Here is a 19,482-nt window from a genome sequence, read left to right on the forward strand (position 1 = left end):
CAGTTGTCAGGTGCGCGGACTGTCAGAGCCGCAGATTCCACGCGTCGGTGCACAGCGTGGAGATGTGAGTGTCCACGGTACTGCCTCGGGCCGCCAGGCCTTCGCGCAGGAGGCGGTCGGCGGCGGCCAGCCAGGGCCACTCGCTGGCCCAGTGCGCGACGTCGACGAGCGCCGGATCGCCGTACGCCCGGGCCTCGGTCGCCGGGTGGTGCCGCAGGTCGGCCGTCAGGTACGCGTCGACGCCCGCCGCGCGGACCCGGTCGAACTCCGAGTCCCCCGCTCCCCCGACCACCGCGACCGTCTCGATCCTCCGGTCCAGGTCGCCGGACACGCGCACCCCGTGCTCGGTCCGCGGCAGGCTGTCCGCGACCAGGCGCGCGAAGTCGCGCAACGGCAACGGCTGATCGAGGACGCCGACCCGCCCGCCGCCGCGTTCGCTCGGCAAGGCGGCGAGCTCGTAGACGTCGTACGCCGGCTCCTCGTACGAATGCGCCGCCACCAGCGCCTCGACGACCGCTCGCCGCTTGCGGCGCGGCAGCAGCATCTCGATCCGGTTCTCCGGCACCACCTCGATGTCGCCGACGCGCCCGATCGTCGGGTTCGCGCCCGCGAGCGGACGGAACGTGCCCTCACCGGTCCCGCTCCAGGCGGCGCGCTCGTAGTCACCGATCTGCCCGGCGCCGGCCTTGGCCAGCGCGTCGAGCATCGCCTGTGTCTCCGCGACCGGGACGAACACCACGACCTTGTCCATCGGCTCGGCCGGCATCGCCTTCAACGGCCGCGTGTCCCGGAGCCCGACGGCCGCGGCCAGTGCGTCGCTGACGCCGGGGTTCGCGTTGTCGGCGTTCGTGTGGCACACGTGCAGCGCGACGCCGGCGCGGATCAGGTCATGGACCACGCGCCCCTTCGGAGTCGTCGCCGCCACGCTGTTCACACCGCGCAGCAGCAACGGGTGATGGGTCACGAGCAGGTCGAAGCCGCCGTCGATCGCCTCGTCGACCACCTCACGCATCGGGTCGACGGCGAACAGGATCCGGCGTACCTCCTGCTCCGGGTCACCGGTCACCAGCCCGACCGCGTCCCAGGACTCCGCCCACGCAGGGTCGTAGAGCCGATCGAGTACTGCGAGCACGTCCGCGAGCGTCGTCACCCGCTTATCCTGACACCCGTACGACGCCATGGACCGTGGCGGGGGCAACCGCCCGGTGCCCCCGCCACGACCATGTCCGCCGGTACGGGTGCGGGCGTGGGGTGCGGCCGCCCCGCCGCATCCACCACAGCAACCCGCACCGGCGGGGACGCCCCGGTCACAGGGGGGAGGACCGTCGCCTGACGGTTCGACCGGAGCGCGTTTCGGGAGGGCCTAGATCAACCAGGCCGTGGTGTCGCTCGGCAGCTTCTCGCCCTCGAGCGGGCCACTGGACAGCACGACCGCCGCGTCGGGCAGCTCGACCGGGGCGGCGCCGAAGTTCGTCACGCACTGCCAGCCGCCGGTGCGGATGAAGTGCAGGACGTTCTCGGTGTCGTTCACCCACGTGAGCGAGCTCCCGGTCCGCAGACCCCGCCGTACGGCGAGGGCCTTGCGGTACAGGCTCAGCGTCGACTCCGCGTCGTCCTGCTGCGCCTCGACGGAGTACGCCCCGAACCACTTCGGCTGCAGCAGGTGCGAGCCGCCCGTACCGAAACCGAACGACAGCCCGCCGACGGTCCACGGGATCGGGACCCGGCAGCCGTCGCGGCCCTTCTCGGCGCCCTTCGAACGGAAGTACGCCGGATCCTGCAGGTTCGCGGCCGGCAGCTCGCCGACCTCCTGCAGGCCCAGCTCCTCACCCTGGTACAGGTACGCCGAGCCGGGCAGCGCGAGCATCAGCAGCGTCGCCGCGCGGGCCCGCCGCAGGCCGAGCGCGACGTCGACGGTCGGCTCGGTGCCGTTGCTCAGCAGCCAGTCCTTGCCGTCCTGCCAGCCGCCCTTCGGGTTCTTCGGCAGGCCGTACCGCGTGGCGTGCCGGACGACGTCGTGGTTCGAGAACACCCAGGTCGACGAGGAGCCGTTCGCCTCCGCGAAGGCGAGGTTCTCCTCGATCACCTGGCGGAACTTCTCGTACTCGAAGTCGGCCTGCAGCAGGTCGAAGTTGAACGCCTGCCCGAGCCCGTCGGCACTCGCGTACCGCGCGCGGCGGGCGGCCGGCACGAACGCCTCCGCGACCGCCGACTTCGGCGGGTCGTAGGTGTTCAGCAGCTTGCGCCAGTCCCGGTAGATCTCGTGCACGCCGTCCTGGTCCCACAGCGGGTGCTTGCCGTTGGACTCGGACTGCCGCGGCAGCGTGGCCTTCGACGGGAACGGCTCGGTGAGGTCCTTCACCAGCGCGTGCGCGACGTCGACGCGGAAGCCGTCGACACCGCGGTCCGACCAGAACTTCAGCGTCTCCAGGAAGTCCGCGCGGACCTCCGGGTGCTCCCAGTTCAGGTCCGGCTGCTCGGCCGCGAACATGTGCAGGTACCACTGGCCGTCGTCGGTCTGCGCCCAGGCGGAGCCGCCGAACACCGAGTCCCAGTCCGACGGCGGCTGGTCCGGCGCACCCTCCGGGCCGTCGCGGAAGATGTACCGGTCGCGGGCCGGGTGTCCCTTGGCGGCCTCGAGCGCCTCGACGAACCACTCGTGCCGGTTCGAGGTGTGGTTCGGCACGATGTCGACGATCAGCTTGATGTTCTCCGCGTGCAGCGCCGCGACCAGCTGGTCGAAGTCCTCCAGCGTCCCGAGCCGCGGGTCGACGTTGCGGTAGTCGTCCACGTCGTACCCGCCGTCGGCCAGCGCGGACGGGTAGAACGGGCTCAGCCAGACCGCGTCGATGCCCAGCGCCACCAGGTACGGGACTCGACTGATGATGCCGGGCAGGTCCCCGACGCCGTCGCCGTTGGAGTCGGCGAAGCTGCGCGGATAGATCTGGTAGACGACGGCCTGCCGCCACCAGTCGGCCTGTGTCTGTTGGGTCGGCTGGGTGGTCTGCGGAGTGCTCACTGATGCCTCACACGGAAGTCTGTTGGTAACCCGGCGTTTATATATAGGCTCTAAATTTAGAATCTGCATGTATTCTGCGTGCGGTACGACGACCAGGTCAAGGGGCTTTCATGGCGAAACCACCGACTACCCCGCCGACGGCCACCCCGACGATGTTGCGACGGGTGAACGCGGGCAAGGTACTCGGCGTGCTCACCCGCGCCCGGGTGATGACAGGAACCGGCCTGATCGAGGCCACTGGTCTCACCCGCGCGACCGTGCACGCCGTCTGCAACGACCTGATCTCGATGGGCTGGGTGGTCGAGCTGGACCCCGGCCGGACGTCGGTCGGGCGGCCGTCGCGGCGGTTCGAGTTCAACAGCCACGCGGGGTACGTGCTCGGCATCGACATCGGCGCCTCGAAGACGACCGTGCTGGTCTCCGACCTGCGGGGGGAGACCGTCGCCAAGGCCGGCCGGTCGGCGGCCGGGGTGAAGACCCCCGGCGACCGGACCGATGTCGTCCACGAGACCGTGGTCGAGGCGCTGGCGTCCGCAGGAGTGTCGGACGCGCAGGTCCTCGCCGCCGGCGCCGGGGTCGCCGCGCCCGTCGACCGGGAGGGGAACATCCTGGTCGACGACGAGTTCTGGCGGCGCTTCGACACCGGCCTGTCGAACCGGCTCACCGAGCTGCACGGCTGGCCAGTCCTGCTGGAGAACGACGCGAACCTGGCGACCCTCGGCGAGCACTGGCGGGGTGAGGCGCGCAACGTCGACGACCTCGTGGTGCTGCTGGCCGGCGAGCGGTTCGGGTCCGGGCTGATGGACTCCGGCCGGTTGCTGCACGGCAGCCGCGGCGGGGCCGGCGAGATGGTGTTCCTGAAGCTGGTCGAAGGCGTTGGGGACACCCACGGTATTGCCAGGATCGCCCGCGAGAACGGTACGGCGGCCGTTGCCGACGCGAGCGTGGAGACGGCGCTGCGGGCGCTGGCGACCGACGGCGAGGTGACCGCCGAGCAGGTGTTCCGGGCCGCGGCCGGCGGTGACAAGGTTGCCCAGGGCATCCTTCACGAGATCGCCGACCGCACCGCCCGGGTGGTCGCCACCCTCGGCACCCTGTTCAACCCCGAGCTGGTCGTCCTGGGCGGCGCGGTCGCCGAAGCCGCCGCCGCCCTGCTCCCCGACGTCGAGACCCGCCTGTCCCGCTACACCAGCACACCGCCGCGCGTCGCGGTCTCCTCGCTAGGCGACGCCATCGTCTCGGTGGGCGCCGTACGCCACGCCCTCAACTACGTGGAACAACACGCCCTCGACCTGGAACTGGCCTGCCGCCCGTCGTGAGGCGCCGACGCCCACGCCATCACAATCGCCCGCCCACGGCCCGGCTCCGCGGGGGCGCGGCCCGCGCGGAGCATTGTGATGGCCTGGCGATCGGCACTATGCCTGGCGGGTGAGCTGCCGCGCGACGGCCTCCAACACCACCACGTTGCGACCCGACGTCCTGGCGGAGGGGATGCCGGCCGGTACCAGTGCCTGGTCTTCGGGGATGCCGGTGCAGAGGACGAAGACGTCGTCGGGGTGACCTTCGAGCAGGTGCGTGAGGGCCGCGCGCATCCACGGCGTACGGCCGGCGTCCTGGACCGCGATGACCAGCGGACGGCCCTGCGCCGCCTTGGCCGCGCGCGCGATCGCGTCGTCCTGCGGCTCGCCGTCGTCGGTGAGGTGGTGCTCGCCGCGCAGTACGACGCCCTCGGCGCCCGGCGCGACCCGGGTGAAGATCTCGGGCAGCCCGGAGAAGTACGGGTTCCAGGCCGGGTGCAGGCCCTGCGTGAGATCCACGACGTACGGCGTCCCGCCCAGCGCCGGGAACGTCTGGCCGGCCACCACCCGCGCGGCGACCTCGCGGATCGGGGCGCCGTCGAGACCGGGCTGCCGGGTGCGCTGACCGAGTGACGCGGCGAGCGCGCGGACCCGGGCGGCGGCGTCGGCGACTCGTTCGGCCGGAAGCGTGCCGGTCCGCACGGCCTCGACCACGCGGGCCGTCAGTGCCTGCGGGTCCGCCGTACCGACCGCGATCATCGCGAGGTCCGCGCCGGCGGTGATCGCCGCGACGGCCGCGTCCTCGATCGACCGGTTCTTGGTGATCGCCTGCATCTCGAGCGCGTCGGTGGTGATCACGCCGGCGAACCCGAGCTCCTCGCGGAGCAGGCCGGTGAGCACCCGGTGCGAGAGGGTGGCCGGCTGGTCGTCGTACGCCGAGAACACGATGTGCGCGCTCATCACGACGTCGGCGCCCGCGGCGATCGTCGCGCGGAACGGGGCGAGCTCGACGTCGCGGACCTCCGCGATCGAGCGGTCGACGCGCGGGAGGTCGGTGTGCGAGTCGACGGACACGTCGCCGTGCCCCGGGAAGTGCTTCGGGCAGGCGGCGATCCCGGCCTCGTGGACACCCTCGACGAACGCCACCCCGTGCCGCGACACGACGTCCGCCGTACGACCGAACGAGCGGGTGGAGATGATCGGGTTCGCGGGGTTGCTGTTCACGTCGACCGAGGGCGCGAGCATCAGGTCGATGCCGAGCGACGCCAGTGTGGCGGCCGCGTCCCGCGCGGCCGCGCGGGTCAGGTCGACGTCGTCCAGGTCGCCCAGCAGCCGCGGCGAGGCCAGCGGCCACGGGTTCGCCGGGGCGAGGTGACTGAACTCGCCGCCCTCGTGATCGATCGCGACGATCAGGTCCGGCCGCTCGGCCCGCAGCGCGGCCGTCAGCGCTGCCACCTGCTCGGCGTCCGCCACGTTCCGGGTGAACAAGATGACGGCCCCCAGGCCACCGGCCACCGCCCGCCGCAACTTGTCCGGCGCCGTCGTCCCGCTGAACCCGACGACCAACGCCCCGGCCGCATCCCGCTCCAGTTCATCACTCATCCTCCAACCCTCTCCCACCCCAGTCCGCCACGCCACTCCCCTGCCTGACTCGCCGGGGAGGACGCTCGGGTCCGGGGCCGGGACGGCTGGCCGGTTGCTAATGATTTAGCACCTGCTGGACGGCTTGAGGGGCATCGTTGTCAAGCCCTGCGAAGGCTGTTTGCTGGCCGCTTCCTGCGGGTTTTCCGGGATTACCTTGGATCACCTCTGTCTGTTCGGGCCGACTACGGATAACGTTGTCTCTCGACCTTGACCGCCCTGACCGGGGGGACGATGAGCCACGACACAGCGGTGGCACGGGAGACCGTGCTGGGAATCGACATCGGCGGCACGAAGATGGCCGCCGCTTTGGTGTCCGCCGACGGCACGATTCTCACCGGCGACCGGATCCGTACCCCGTCCGGCGGCGCCGACCAGGTGTTCGCCGCGCTCGGCGAGCTGATCGACCGCGTCCGCGGCGACGCGGCGCCGCTCGCCGTCGGCATCGGCTCCGCCGGCCCGCTCGACCAGCAGCACGGCCTGGTCTCCCCGGTGAACATCCCCGGCTGGCGTAACTTCCCGCTCGTCGACCGGGTCCGGGCGCTCAGTGGCGACGTACCGGTCGCGCTCGGCCTCGACGGGCACTGCTTCGCGCTCGGCGAGTTCTGGAGCGGCGCCGGCCGCGGGGCGCACACGCTGCTCGGCATCGTCGTGTCGACCGGCGTCGGCGGCGGCCTGGTCGTCGACGGCAAGCCCTTGACCGGGCAGTCCGGCAACGCGGCGCACATCGGCCACGTGGTGGTCGACCAGGGCGGCGAGGCGTGCGCGTGCGGCTCGTACGGCTGCGTCGAGGCGTACGCGAGCGGCCCCCGGATGGTGGCCCGCGCGCAACGCAGCGGGTGGCGGCCGGACGAGGACGTGGATGCCGCCGTACTGGCCGCCGACGCCGCGGCCGGGGACGAGCTCGCGCTGGCCGCGTTCGACGACGGCGCGCAGGCGCTGGCCGCCGGGATCGTGGCGACGGCGGTCACCGTCGACCTGACCACGGTCGTGATCGGCGGCGGCGTCGCGAAGGCCGGGCCGGTGCTGTTCGACCCGGTGCAGGCGTGGGTGAAGCGGCTGGCGCAGCTGCCGTTCGTCACGGACCTCACCGTGGTGCCCGCACAGCTGGACAACGCCGGCCTGCTCGGGGCCGCGCACCAGGCGTGGGCCGCGCTGGACTGAATCCGGTACTGACTACGCACAGTAGAGGGCGTCCGGAAAGGGCTCTCTCGCGCACCTTTGCGCAATTTTTACGAATCTCCCGAATCCGTGTAACGAGTGCCCTATGTCACGCGATGCAACGGATGGATGGGGTGGGGGCACCGTCATCCACGGCCGGTCGAGGGGGCTCGGACCGGACGGCAGCGGTCGATCGAGGGGGGCCCTTGGATCGGCCGGACACGTGAGCGGCGGGCGGGGCGACTCTCCCGCCGCAACCGTGTGACCCACCGGTCGGGAACCAACGTGCCGACGGCAACGTCCCACCGGTCGTACACACGTTCGATCCGGTGGAGGGACGGGATCGAACGCGGGTTCTGCACCGTGAACGGCGGACGGTGGCGCGGGAGGGCGGCACCGGATCTGACCCCCGTCCACGGTGCAGAACTACAAGGCAGAACTACAAGTTGCCTAGGGCCTCAGCCACTCGGGTTCCGGCAGCCGGGCGCGGTCCAGGCGGCCGTTGTCGTCCAGCGGGAGCTCCTCGATCGGGATCAGGTCCGCCGGCACCAGGTAGATCGGCAACTCCTTGCCCAGGTCCAGCATCAGCCGCGCCAGTACGGCGGGATCGCTGTCCTCGAGGACGACGTACCCGATCAGGCAGGTGTCACCACCCGGATCCGAACAGGCCACCACGACCGCATCCACCACGCCGGGCTGATCGGCCAGCACGTGCTCGGTCTCACCGGGCTCCACGCGATGGCCGCGGATCTTCACCTGGTCGTCCGCGCGGCCGAGGTACTCCAGGGTGCCGTCGGCACGCCAGCGCCCGAGGTCCCGGCTGCGGTACAGCCGCGCGCCGGGGTGCCCCGGGTCCGCGACGAACGCGCGCTCGGTCTCCTCCGGCCGCCCGAGGTAGCCCTGGGCAACGGCGGCCCCGCCGAGGTGGATCTCGCCGACGGCGCCGACCGGCACCGGGCGGAGCGCGGCGTCCAGCAGGCGTACGGCGACCCCTTCGATCGGCCGCCCGATCGACGGCCGGTCCTCCGCCGGGTCGACCTCGTGGATCGTCGTCACGATCGACGCCTCGGCCGGCCCGTACTCGTTGAACAGCCGGCACTCCGGATGCGCGTCCAGGAAGTCCCGCACCTTGTGCGTCAGCACCATCGCCTCGCCGCCCGCGACGATCTCCCGCAGCGCCGGCAGCTCCGGCAGTCGGCGCATCGTCGCCAGCAACGCGGTCAGCGGGCTGAACGCCATGAACAGCCGCTGTACGTCGTGATCGCGCAGCGCCGCGACGACCGCGTCCGGGTCGTACCGGTCGTCCTCGCCGATCAGCACCAGCGCCGCACCCGACGCCAGCGTCGTGAACATCTCCTGCACGTGGACGTCGAACCCGAACGACGTCCACTGCAATGTCCGCAGCGAGCGCCGGGTGCGCAGGTAGTGCCGGACCAGGTTCACCGGGCCGCGGTGCGGGACCACGACGCCCTTCGGGTTGCCGGTCGAGCCGGAGGTGTAGATGCAGTACGCGATGTCGTCGGCCGCCGCGCGCACCGGCGGGGCCTGGCGCGCCCGCGGGTCGCCGTCGACCGCCGCGACCGGGACCAGGCGCAGCGCGAGGCGGTCCGCGAGCGCCGCGTCGTCCCCGACCAGCGCGACCGCGTCCGCGTCCCGGACCATGAACGCCCAGCGGGACTCCGGTACGCCGGGGTCGAGCGGGAGGTACGCCGCACCGGACTTCAGCACGGCCAGTACGGCGACGACCATCTCGGTGCCGCGGGCAACGCGGACCGCGACGATGTCGCCGGGCTTCACGCCGAGGTCGACCAGCTGCCAGGCGACGGCGTTCGCGCGGCGGTCGAGTTCGGCGTACGTCAGCTCGCGCTCGCCCTGGACGACGGCGATCGCGTCCGGGGTGCGCGCGACCTGCTGCTCGAACAGGGTGTGCAGCCCGCTGAGTTCGCCGGCGACCACGGCGTCCCGCCGTACCCGCCCGATCGGGCCGACCGGGTCGGCGTCGGACTCCAGCGTGTGCAGGGTTTCGCGGTCGGCGTCGGTCGGGAGCATCAGGTCGGGCAGCCGGAGGTCGGGGCGGTTCGTTGCCCTGCGCAACACTTCGGCGAGGTAGTCGAGGAGGCGCTCGACGGTGCTCCGCTCGAACAGGCCGGCGCGGTAGTCCGCCGTACAGCTGATGCCGTCGCGGTCGCCGGTCTGGTGGTGCGTGAGCCGGAACCGCAGGTCGACGGTCGCGGGCAGCTCCTCGTCGGTGTCCTCGAAGTCGACGACGATGTGGAACAGCGGGTCGCGCTCGAGGATCGCGGGGTCGGTCGAGGCGTGCTCGAGGGCCGCCGCGGTGAGGTCGCGGATCCGCTGCGTCAACTCACCGAGATCGGGCTCGCCGGACAGGTCGATCCGGAGCGGCAGCGGCCGCCGCGGCGCCGTCGAGGTGTCGTCGTCCGGGCGGACGAGCGCGGACCCGATCGTCACGTCGTCCTGCGCCGCGAACCGCCCGAGCACGGTCGCCACCGCGGCCAGCATGGTCATCGCCGGGCTGAGCTTGCGCTCCCGGCTGTACGCGAACACCGCGCCACCGAGCTCCGCATCCAACTCCCGCCCCACGGACGCCACCACGTCGTCCCCGACACCCCGAACCCGATCCCCCGGCAAAACCAACGGCTCGGCGCCCACCAGCACCTGCTGCCAGTAGGTCAGATCCCGCCGCCGCTCATCCACCCGCACCGTCTGCAGTGCAGGCTCCTGGGAGGACCGGTCCTCGAGCCCGGCGGCCGACCGGGCGGCGGGCTCGTCCACCGAACGGGCGGCGGGCTCGTCCGCGGGACGGGCGGCGGGCTCGTCCGCGGGACGGGCGTCCGACTCACCTGCGGGCCGTCCGTTGAGCGCACCGGCGGACCGGGCGTTGAGCTCGCCGGCGGACCGGGTGCTGAGCTCGCCTGTCGAGCGCGCCTCGGGCTGTGCCGATTGCGCACCGACCGACTGCGCACGTGCGTCGACTACCGCATGCGGCCTACGGCCGGCAGCAGGCGTCGAGGCGGCGCCGACAACGGACCGCACCGCGACGCTGGACCCACCGGCCGAAGCGCCGGCGGACTCGCCATCGGACCGTCCGTTCGACCCGACATCGCCGGGACCCGCGGTCGGTTTGCCGGCGGTGAGGTTGCTTGCGGTGTGTCCGTTCGACTCCGCGACGGATCGACCGTTGAGCGGGGACCGTACGTTGAGCCCCTCCGCCGAGGGCGTGTCCGGCCCGCCTGCAGGCTGCGGCTCGGTCGCGGGCTCGGTCGGCGGATCGTCGGTGGAGGCGGTGCCGGGTTCGGCGGCCGGCTTGGCCGTGGTGTCCGTGGCATCGCTCGACTCGGCAGTGGGCGAGGCGTTGGATCCGGGCACGATGGCGGACCCGGATGCGACCGCGGACGGCGCCTTGGCGTCGGGGCTGGTGGCGTCCTGCGGCGAGTCGGCGGGGGTGCGCTTAGCTTCGGCCGAGGCGGTCTCGAGGGCTGCCGGCTCGGAGGCTTGCGCGGTGTCTGTGGGCTGGTCGCCCAGGAGCGCGAGTTGTTCGCGCATCAGCTTGGTGACGCCGTCTACCAATTGGCCGGCTACGCGGAGTTGTTGCGACATCAGGGCTGCCATGCCGCTGCCGGGCAGGTCCGCCTCGCTCGTGGCTGCGGCTGCCTCGTCGACCTTTGCGGCGAGTTCTGCGAGCCCGGAGCCCAGGACGGCCAGCGCTGCCCGCGGGTCGCGAGGCGCTGGCTCCTCGGCGATCGCGTTATCCTGGGCGACCTCGACATCAGCTGAGACCTCAGGCTCGGCGGCCGGCTCGGGCTCGGCGGTTTGGACTGCTACTGCTGTCGCCAGCTTGTGCGGTGTGGTGTACGTCAGGAACAGGTCGTCCGGCGTCAGCTCCACCTCGAAGCGGCTGTTGATCTCGTCGAGGACCGGCGCCATCGACGCCGGCGTCGCCCCGAGTTCCGCGAACGTGTGGTCCACCGTGAGGTCGTACGGATCCAGCCCGTGCACCTCACACGTCATGTCCAGTACGACGTCCAGCGAGTCCCGGTACCGCTCCGCCGACATCTCGTCACCCGACAGCGACCCGGCCTGCGCCAGATAATCCGCGTCGATCTGATGCGTCTCGGCCGGCAGCGCGAAGGGCGACCGCTCCTCCTCCACCTGCTCGTCCCGCTCGACCGCGACCGGCTCCGGCGGGTCCAGCGGGATCCGCTTCACCGCGGCACTCGACGGCGGCTCGAACACCACCGTCTGCGCCCGCGCCGCCCGCTCGAACGCACTCGGCCGCGGCGCGACGTTGTCCCCGGCAACCGCCGTACCAGGGCCGGCCAGCATCGTCACCGACGGGTCGACCGGGTGGTACACGCGCCGGAACGGGTACGTCGGCAACGGCACCCGCCCGCCGTCCGGATACACCTTCGCCCACGCGATCTCGGTGCCCTGCTCGTACAGCTCGGCCAGCCCGTTCATCGTCGCGAGCACCGGGTCCTGTCCCAGCCGCTGCGCCGGGATCCACGTGCTGTTCGGGGCGATCCGGCGACCGGCAGGACTCAGTACGGCGTCCGGCCCGAGCTCCAGGAACCGTCGGCAGCCCGCCGCCGTCACCGCCTCGACCGCGTCCCCGAACAGCACCGGCTGACGCAACTGGCCGACCAGGTAGTCGCTGTCCAGCACCGTGCCGGACTCGAGCAGATCACCCGACCAGCTCGACACCATCGGCGTCCGCAGCGGTTTCAGCGTGATCTCGTGCACGATCTCGGCGAAGTCGGCCAGTATTGGGTCCACCAACGAACTGTGGAACGCTCGGTCGACATCCAACCGCTGCCAGGCGACCTGCAGCTGGTCGAGCTGCGCCGCCAACTGCCCGACGATCACCTCGGACCCGGTCAGCACGAACGACTGCGGACCGTTGCCTGCAGCAACTTCCACCCCAGCGGTGCGGGCGATCTCGCGGACCCGGTCCGCGTCCGCGCGTACTGCGACCATCGCGCCGGGCACGGTGCCGCGCTGCATCAGCTCGCCGCGCTTGGCGGTCAGCCGTACGCCGTCCGCCAACGACAGCGCACCCGCCACGCACAGGGCGGCGTACTCACCGACACTGTGACCGACGACGAGGGCGGGCTGTACGCCGAACGACTGCCACAGCCGGGCCAGCGCGAGCTCGAACGCGAACAGCGCCGGCTGCGCGGTCTCGGTCGGCCAGACGCCTTCCGACGTACCGGCCGGGGTGAGGAGCAGGTCGAGCAGGCTGCCGCCGGTCTCCTCGTGGTACACGCGGTCGCACTCGTCCAGCACCGAGCGGAACACCGGGAACCGGGCCGCGAGCCCCGCCGCCATTCCGCGCCGCGCGGCGCCCTGACCCGTGAACGCATAGCCGAGCGGACCAGGTCCGCCACGCGGTACTTCGGTCGGCTGGGCGGAGGCGAGCGCATCGACGAGCTCGGCCTCGGTGCCGCCCGCGACCGCGATCCGGTGCCGGTGCGCGGGCCGGCCGAGTGCCGCCGTACCCGCGAGGTCGATCAGGCGGTGGCCGGTGCCGTGGTCGAGGTCGGTGCGGTACAGCTCGACGAGGTCCGCGAGCGCGTCCGGGTCCGGCGCGGACAGCGGCAGTACGACGGGACCGTCGTCGCCGCGGCGGATCTGGCGGGGTGCTTCCTCGAGGATCACGTGGGCGTTGGTGCCGCTCGGGTCGAGGGCGCTGACGCCGGCGCGCAACGTCGTACCGCCGGACTGCAACGGCACGGTCCACTCGCGGGTGTCGGTGCCGATCACGAACGGGCTGCCGTCGAGGGCGAGCGCCGGGTTCGGTGCGGTGAAGTTGATGGTCGGGACCAGCGTGCGGTGCTGCAGCATCAGGATGGTCTTGATCAGGCCGGCCATGCCCGCGGCGGTGTCGAGGTGGCCGATGTTCGGCTTCACCGAGCCGAGCGTGCAGAAGCCGACCTTGTCGGTGTGCCGGCGGAGCGCGGTCGTCAGCGCCTTCACCTCGGCGGCGTCGGCGGCCTGGCTGCCGATCCCGTTCGCCTCGATGTAGCTGAGCGAGTCGGCCTCGAACCCGGCACGCTCCAGGGCCCGCTCGATCAGGTCGGCCTGGTTGCCGCCCGCGGGGTCCTCGTTGCTGACCGCGGTGCCGCGGATGACGGCGTACACGGTGTCGCCGTCGGTGACCGCCTGGTCGAGACGCTTCAGCAGTACGGCGGCCACACCGTTGCCGCCGACCGTGCCGTCCGCGTCCGCGGCGAACGCGCGCACCTGACCGCTCGGCGACAGGATCGAGTCCGGGGTCGGGTGGTAGGTCGTTGCCTGCGGCACCTGTACGGCGGCGGCACCGGCCAGCGCGAGATCCGCGTCGCCGGATCTGAGCGCCTGACAGGCGAGATGCACCGCGACCAGGGACGACGAGGACGCGGACTGTACGCCGATCGCCGGACCGGTCAGGCCGAGACGGTAGGCGACGCGGGTGGCGATGGAGTCGCGGGACTGGTGCTGGCGGTTGTACAGGTTCATGCCGGAGCCCGCGAAGACGCCGACGCGGCTCGACGTACCGGCGTACCCGCCGTGCTCCAGCGCCTGGTGACACACCTCGAGGAACAACCGCTGCGCCGGGTCCATCAACTCGGCCTCGCGATCGCTCAACCCGAAGAACTTCGCGTCGAACGACTCGACGTGCTCCAGCACGCCACCGACAGCCACCGCCCCGTCCCCCGCATCCGGCGCTCCCCGCCGGACACTCTCCACTCCCCCCACGAGGTTCTCCCAGAACCCCTCCAACGTCTCCGCCCCCGGAAACCGCCCAGCCACCCCCACGACAGCCACCGGCTCCACAACCCGCTTCTCCACCGACCGACCGCTGACCGCAGCCCCCACCACCTGACCACGGGCAACCCCCGCAGCCGCCTCAACAACCCCCACCGAGCCATCCCGCGCCGCACCCCCAGCAGCTCCGCGAGCATCCACACCCCCGACGCCTGCCCCCGCCAGCCCCCCGGAAACAACCGCCTCCGCCGCGCCCACAGCCCCCGCCGCGCCTACAGCGTCCGTCGCGCCCGCAGCCTCCGCCGCGCTTGCAGCCCCCGCCGCACCCGCAGCCCCCGCCGCACCCGCAGCGCCCGCCGTACCTGCAGCGTCCGCCGCGTCTGCAGCGTCCGCCGCCCCGACGACCTCGGGGCCACCAAGCTCCGAGCCGTCAGCCCGCTCATCGACCTCGGCGGCACGTGCATCCGCAGCAGCCTCCGCCACGCCCTCTACAGACGCAGCCGACTCGGCGTCGCCACGGGCAACCACCTCGTCCGCAGCCTGCTCAGCAACCTCACCGCCAAGCACACCCCCAGCGACCCGAGCATCCTCGGCCACCGACTCACCATCGACAGCCCGCGCCACGAGTTCTGCCGCCTCGGACAGCTCCGCGCCCTCACCACCAGCACCCGCACCCGGCCCGTCCACGACAGCCCCACCAACCGCCGCATCACCAGCGCCCTCGGCAATCACCGCGGCGTCGGCCTCGGCACCCGTCGCATCGCCAGCGCCCTCGGCAACCACCGCGTCGTCGGCCTCAGCAACCGCGGTGCCATGGACCTCCTCGGCAACCGCCAGCTCCTCTGCCTCGGCAGCCGCCTCGCCAACCACCGCGTCGTCGGCCTCGGCGTCGTGAACATCGTCGGCAACCGCCGGGTCCTCTGCCTCGGCAGCCGCCGCGTCGTCGGCTTCCTCCGCAACCGCCCCGACGCCAGGCTCCTCAGCAACCACCGGGTCGTTTGCCTCGGTGGCCGCCGTGTCGTCTGCCTCCTCGGCAAGCGCGGCGTCGTCTGTCTCCCCGCCGACCTCAACGGATTCGGCGGACTCTACGGCTTCAACGGGCTCAGGGTGCGTGCCGGCGACGCCCCCATCCTGTACGTCGACTACGCCGGCAGCCTCGCCCGCGCGCCCAGCAACCACGGCCCCACCGACGCGCTCGCCGACCTCAGCACGACCCGCACCATCCGCAACCTCATCAACTGCCGCCGCAACCCCGCCTGCTCCGGCAAGCGTGGCAGCAACCTCACCAGACACCTCACCGGCTCCGGCAAGCACGGCACCCTCAGCAACCTCGCCAGCAACAGCACTCTGGCCTGCCTCGGCAAGTACTGCGTCCTCGGCTTCCCCGGCATCCTCGCCAGCTCCGGCAAGTACTGCGTCCTCGGCCTCCCCGCCAGCCCCGGCATCCCCGCCGGCTCCGGCAAGTACTGCGTCCTCGCCGGCCTCGGCAGGTACGGCGTCCCTGGCATCCCCGGCAGCCACGGCACTCTCGCCTGCCTCGGCAAGTACTGCATCCTCGGCAGCCACGGCAGCCTCGCCCGCTCCGGCAAGTACTGCGTCCTCGGCTTCTGCGGTAGGCGCGGTTTCCGTCGGCTCGTCTGGATGGCCGGTGTCGGCGGTGTCATCAGTTCCGTCGCCGTCTGCAGCGCTGCCGGCGTCGGCGTTCTCGGTGTCCTCCGCGGTTGCGACGGCGTCGGCAGTTGGGCCGGTTGCCTCAGGGACGTCGGGACCTTCGGCGGCCGGGTCACTGACGGCCTCGGCTACCTGGGGGTCGTCCGTACCCAGCGTGGCTTCGGCAGCTGCGGCTTCGTCAGTCTGTTCGTCGACTGCGTTGCGGTCGTCTTCGGATGGCTCGGCGCCCTCGGCTGTGTGGGCGGCCGTGTGGACTTCGGCCTGCTCATCAACCGTTTCGCCAGGAACTGCGGTGTGATCGGCTTCGTCAGCGAGCGCAGCGTCTTCGGAGTGCTCGGTAGCTGCTTCGCCGGCGAACTGCGCCGCCTCGGGCGCAGGTGCAGCCTCAGCAGCCTGCGCCGCATCGTCTGCATTGCCCGCGTCCTGGCTCGCGGCCGGGACGGCGATCTCTTCGGGCTGCTCGGCGGCTGTTGTGCTGTCCACGTCCGCCAACCCGGAGCTCTTCCGGGTGCCTGTGATGCCGTCTCCATGCACGGCTTCGCCGGCATCGTCGGGTGTCACGGCGCTGTCGGAATCGGCAGCCGAGGTGTTGTTGGTGTGCGCGACTCCCGCGGTGTCCGCGACTTCCGCGGTGTCCGCGCTCCCGTCCTGCGGATCCGCGCCGTCGGTGAATGCGACGTCGTCGGGCTGCTCAACTCCGTCTACATCGTCGGCTCGCTCGGCACCGTCCACCTCACCCGCGTGCTCGGCACGTTGCGCGTCGCCCGCGTCGTCGGTGGCCGACACCTCGTGTGCAGGCGAGGCGTCGCCTGCCACCTCGGTCGTCCCCTCGACGACTGTGCCCTGCCCGGCTCCCTCGGCGTCGGCTCCCTCGGCGTCGGCTCCCTCGGCGTCGGCAGTCTCCGCGTCGGCAGTCTCCGCGTCGGCAGTCTCGGTGTCGGGGGTCTGGGTGTTGTCGGCGGGGGTCTCGGGCTCGTTGGTGTGGGCGGGGTCGTCGGCTTGTGGGATGGCGGCGGTGGGCTTGGTTGCTGCCTCGGGCGAGGCTTCGTCGGGCTCGGGTTCGACTGCTTCTTCGCCCGGTCGCAGTTCGCTGGCGCTCGAGGCCGGCTCCTGCTGGTCCGACGTACTCGCGGTGCGCTCGGCCGCCTCCTCGGGGCGTGCGACCTGTCCAGCGTCGGCGATCTCGTCCGGGTGCGCCGTGTCCGCGAGGTCGGCGGTCGGCTTGACGTCCTCCGCGTCCTCCGCGGCCTCGGTGTCGAGCGCTTCCGCGGTAGCCGTCAGGGTGTCGTTGGGCTCCGCGGAATCGAGGGCTTCGGCAGGTACGACGTCGTCGGGGGCGTCAGGAGCTGGGACCTCGTCGGAGGGCGCCGCAGGTGCAGTGTCCTGGGCGGACTGAGCTTCCTCGGTGTCTTCTGCGATCGTGTCGGCGGCAACCGTCGGGGCGCCGGTGGGCTCGGGCGCCGCTTGGGGGACTACGTAGCGGGCAGGAGCGCCGTGCGAGGCATGCTCGGTCGACTCAGGCTGGTCGGCGGCGGCTGCTGCGTCGACGCCTACGGCGGCATCGTCGGTGGGCTCGGCGTGCGAGGGATGCTCGGCCGACCGAGGTACGTCGGCATCCCCAGGGCCTGGGCCCGCGGCGGCGGTGGCTGTCAGGTTGTCGGTGGGGTCGGGGTCCTCAGGCGCTGCTGCCGGGGCGGCATCGGCGGTTTCGTTCGGGTGTTCCGCCGGGACGGCTTCGTTGGCGGGGCGAAGTTCACCCGAGGCGGCTGGGAGGTCGTTGGTGATGCGTTGGAGGACGGTCGTGTCGGGGTCGTCGTCGGTGGGGGTGCCGAGGGTGGGGCGTTGAGGTGGGGTGGGGATGGATTGCTGGAGTTCGCGTTTCCACGCGAGGTGGACGACCGGGAGTTCTGTGGTGCGCTCGGACGGGTCCTCGTCGGCGTACGGGGTGGTTTCGGGGGCCGTCGACGGGCCTGCGCCGGTGGGGCCGGAGTGGGCGGTGGCGCCGGCGGGTTCGACGTGGGGGGCGGTGGTGGGCAGCAGGGTGCCGTCGATCCAGCGTTGTTTGAGGAGCGGGCGGAGGATCTTGCCGCCGGGGGTCGTCGGGAAGTCGCGGCGCGGTACGCCGACCACCTGGGCCTCGAGGCCCAGGCGCGTCTGGATCAGGCTGCGGATGGCCTGGTCCATGCCGGGGACCGAGTCGGCGGTGAGGGCGTAGAAGACGACCAGGCGGTCGGTGCCGGTCTGTTCGTCGGCGATACCGCACGCGGCGACCAGGCCGTGTTCGGCGCCGACGACCCGCGCGGCAACGGCCTCGATGTCGTGGGCGTAGTGCAGCTTGCCGGACATGATGATGCGTTCGCTGTCCCGGCCGGTGATGACGACCTGCCCGCCGGTGATGAAGCCCTGGTCGCCGGTCGCGAGCCACTTTCGCGCCGGCCAGTTCCCGACCGGGAACGCTGCGCGGTCCGCCTCGAGGTTCCCGAGGTACCCCGGCGTCACCCGCGCCGACGCGACCTGCAGCTGGCCGATCCGCCCCTCGGGCAGTACGGCGCCGTTCGGCGCCACGATGCGCACCGTCGTACCAGGAGCCGGCGCACCCACCGACACCAGCGACAGCACCCCCGGCGCCTCGGCCCGAGGGGTCCCGGGCCGCGCGACCGCGACCTTGCCGGACGACGGTCGCTGGTCGACCCACTCGACGACGCCGGTCGGCGGGATCCGCACGCGGTGCACGTTCGGCGTCAGCCCGGGCCGCGCGAACGTGATCCCGGTGACGGTCTCGGTCATCCCCCACGCCGCCACGAACGTCTCCGGTACCACCCCGAACCGGTTCGTCACCCGGAGGAACTCCGACATCACCGGCACCGTGATCTGCTCGCCGCCGCTGACCAGGCTGCGCAGCGCGGACAGGTCCCAGTGCCGATCGGGTTCACCGGCCACCGCGGCCGTTGCGAGCCGGTACCCGAAGTTCGGCGACCAGGAGTGGTTGACCCGGTGCTGCTCCATCAGGTCGAGCCAGCGCAGCGGGTTGGCGAGCACCCAGTCGGTGTTGACGTGGATGTTCGTGCACCCGGTGAACACAGGCAGCAGGTGGTACAGCAGGAACGCGCCACTACGGTCCAGCGGCAGCCAGTTCAGCGTGGTCTGCCCCGGCCGCACCGGCAGCATCGCGGGCGTCCCGGCGGCGAACTCCACCAGCCCGCGGTGCGTGAGCTGCACGATCTTCGGCGTACCGGTCGATCCCGAGGACAGCATCAGTACGGCGACATCGTCCGCGGCCGGCCGGTGGAAGTCCGAGGTCGGCTCGTGCCCCGCCATGGCGTCCGGGTCGAGGACCGGGAGGCCGAGGTCGTTCGGCAGGTCGGACGGGCGGCCGATCAGGACTGTCCAGCCGAGCAGGTCGGTGATCCGGCGGAGCCGCTCGCGGCCCTCCTCGCTGCGGTCGCCGCCGGGGTACGGCGCGACGAGCAGCGGGCGGATGCCGCCGAGCGTGCAGGCCCAGAACGCGGCGAAGAACCCGACCGGCTCGGTGCAGTGCACGACGGCGGGGTCCCCGGCCCGGACGCCGTTCGCGCGCAGGCCGGCCAGGATCCGCGCGGCGAGCTCGAGCAGCGTCGGGAAGTCGAGCTTGGTCTCGCGGCCGTCGGAGCCGATCTCGACGACGCCCGCGCCGCCGAAGTCGCGCGCGGCCCGCAGCAACGCGCTCGGCAGGTCACGCGGGTAACCGGCGGGAATCATCAACGCCGGCCCGGTGGAGATCGCCGGCCGGTCCGCACCACTTCTCACGCCGATGCCACCACCAGCGGAGGGAGGACTGCGAGAACTGCGGGGACGACCGCACGCAGACAGGACCTCGAGGCGCCTGCCGGTTGGCGACCCACGGACACGTGCCTCCCCAACTGGACGGAGCGGGTTCTGGGCAGATCC

The 19,482-nt window shown here is 72.2% G+C and carries 6 protein-coding genes; 2 read left to right on the plus strand and 4 right to left on the minus strand.

Annotation, left to right across the window (positions count from 1 at the left end; translation table 11 throughout):
• Positions 1–22: 22 nt before the first annotated feature.
• Both ABN611_RS39045 and ABN611_RS39050 read right to left on the minus strand, forming a co-directional pair.
• Entirely contained in the window at positions 23–1,150 is a 1,128-nt protein-coding gene (locus ABN611_RS39045; protein ID WP_350277346.1) for a Nif3-like dinuclear metal center hexameric protein, read from the minus strand.
• A gap of 213 nt (positions 1,151–1,363) precedes the next feature.
• Positions 1,364–3,019, minus strand: a complete 1,656-nt coding sequence (locus ABN611_RS39050) for a glycoside hydrolase family 13 protein (RefSeq protein WP_350277347.1) — start codon at positions 3,017–3,019, stop codon at positions 1,364–1,366.
• Positions 3,020–3,129: 110 nt separating this feature from the next.
• On the opposite strand from ABN611_RS39050, the gene ABN611_RS39055 reads away from it, so the two are divergent.
• Positions 3,130–4,338 carry an ROK family transcriptional regulator gene (locus ABN611_RS39055; RefSeq protein WP_350277348.1) on the plus strand — a complete coding sequence of 403 codons (1,209 nt, stop codon included), beginning with the start codon at positions 3,130–3,132 and terminating at the stop codon, positions 4,336–4,338.
• 96 nt (positions 4,339–4,434) lie between these two features.
• On the opposite strand, the gene nagZ is transcribed toward ABN611_RS39055, so the two are convergent.
• A complete protein-coding gene (gene nagZ, locus ABN611_RS39060; RefSeq protein ID WP_350277349.1) occupies positions 4,435–5,919 on the minus strand; it encodes a beta-N-acetylhexosaminidase in 1,485 nt (494 codons plus the stop codon).
• Between the two features lie 273 nt (positions 5,920–6,192).
• Here nagZ and ABN611_RS39065 point away from each other — a divergent pair, with 273 nt between their 5' ends.
• On the plus strand, positions 6,193–7,122 hold the full coding sequence (locus ABN611_RS39065; protein WP_350277350.1) for an ROK family protein: 930 nt from the start codon (positions 6,193–6,195) through the stop codon (positions 7,120–7,122).
• A gap of 447 nt (positions 7,123–7,569) precedes the next feature.
• Here ABN611_RS39065 and ABN611_RS39070 read toward each other — a convergent pair whose 3' ends face one another.
• On the minus strand, positions 7,570–19,341 hold the full coding sequence (locus ABN611_RS39070; protein WP_350277351.1) for an amino acid adenylation domain-containing protein: 11,772 nt from the start codon (positions 19,339–19,341) through the stop codon (positions 7,570–7,572).
• Positions 19,342–19,482: the final 141 nt, after the last annotated feature.

Origin of the sequence: Kribbella sp. HUAS MG21 (assembly GCF_040254265.1) — a bacterium.
In the GTDB taxonomy this organism is placed as follows: domain Bacteria; phylum Actinomycetota; class Actinomycetes; order Propionibacteriales; family Kribbellaceae; genus Kribbella.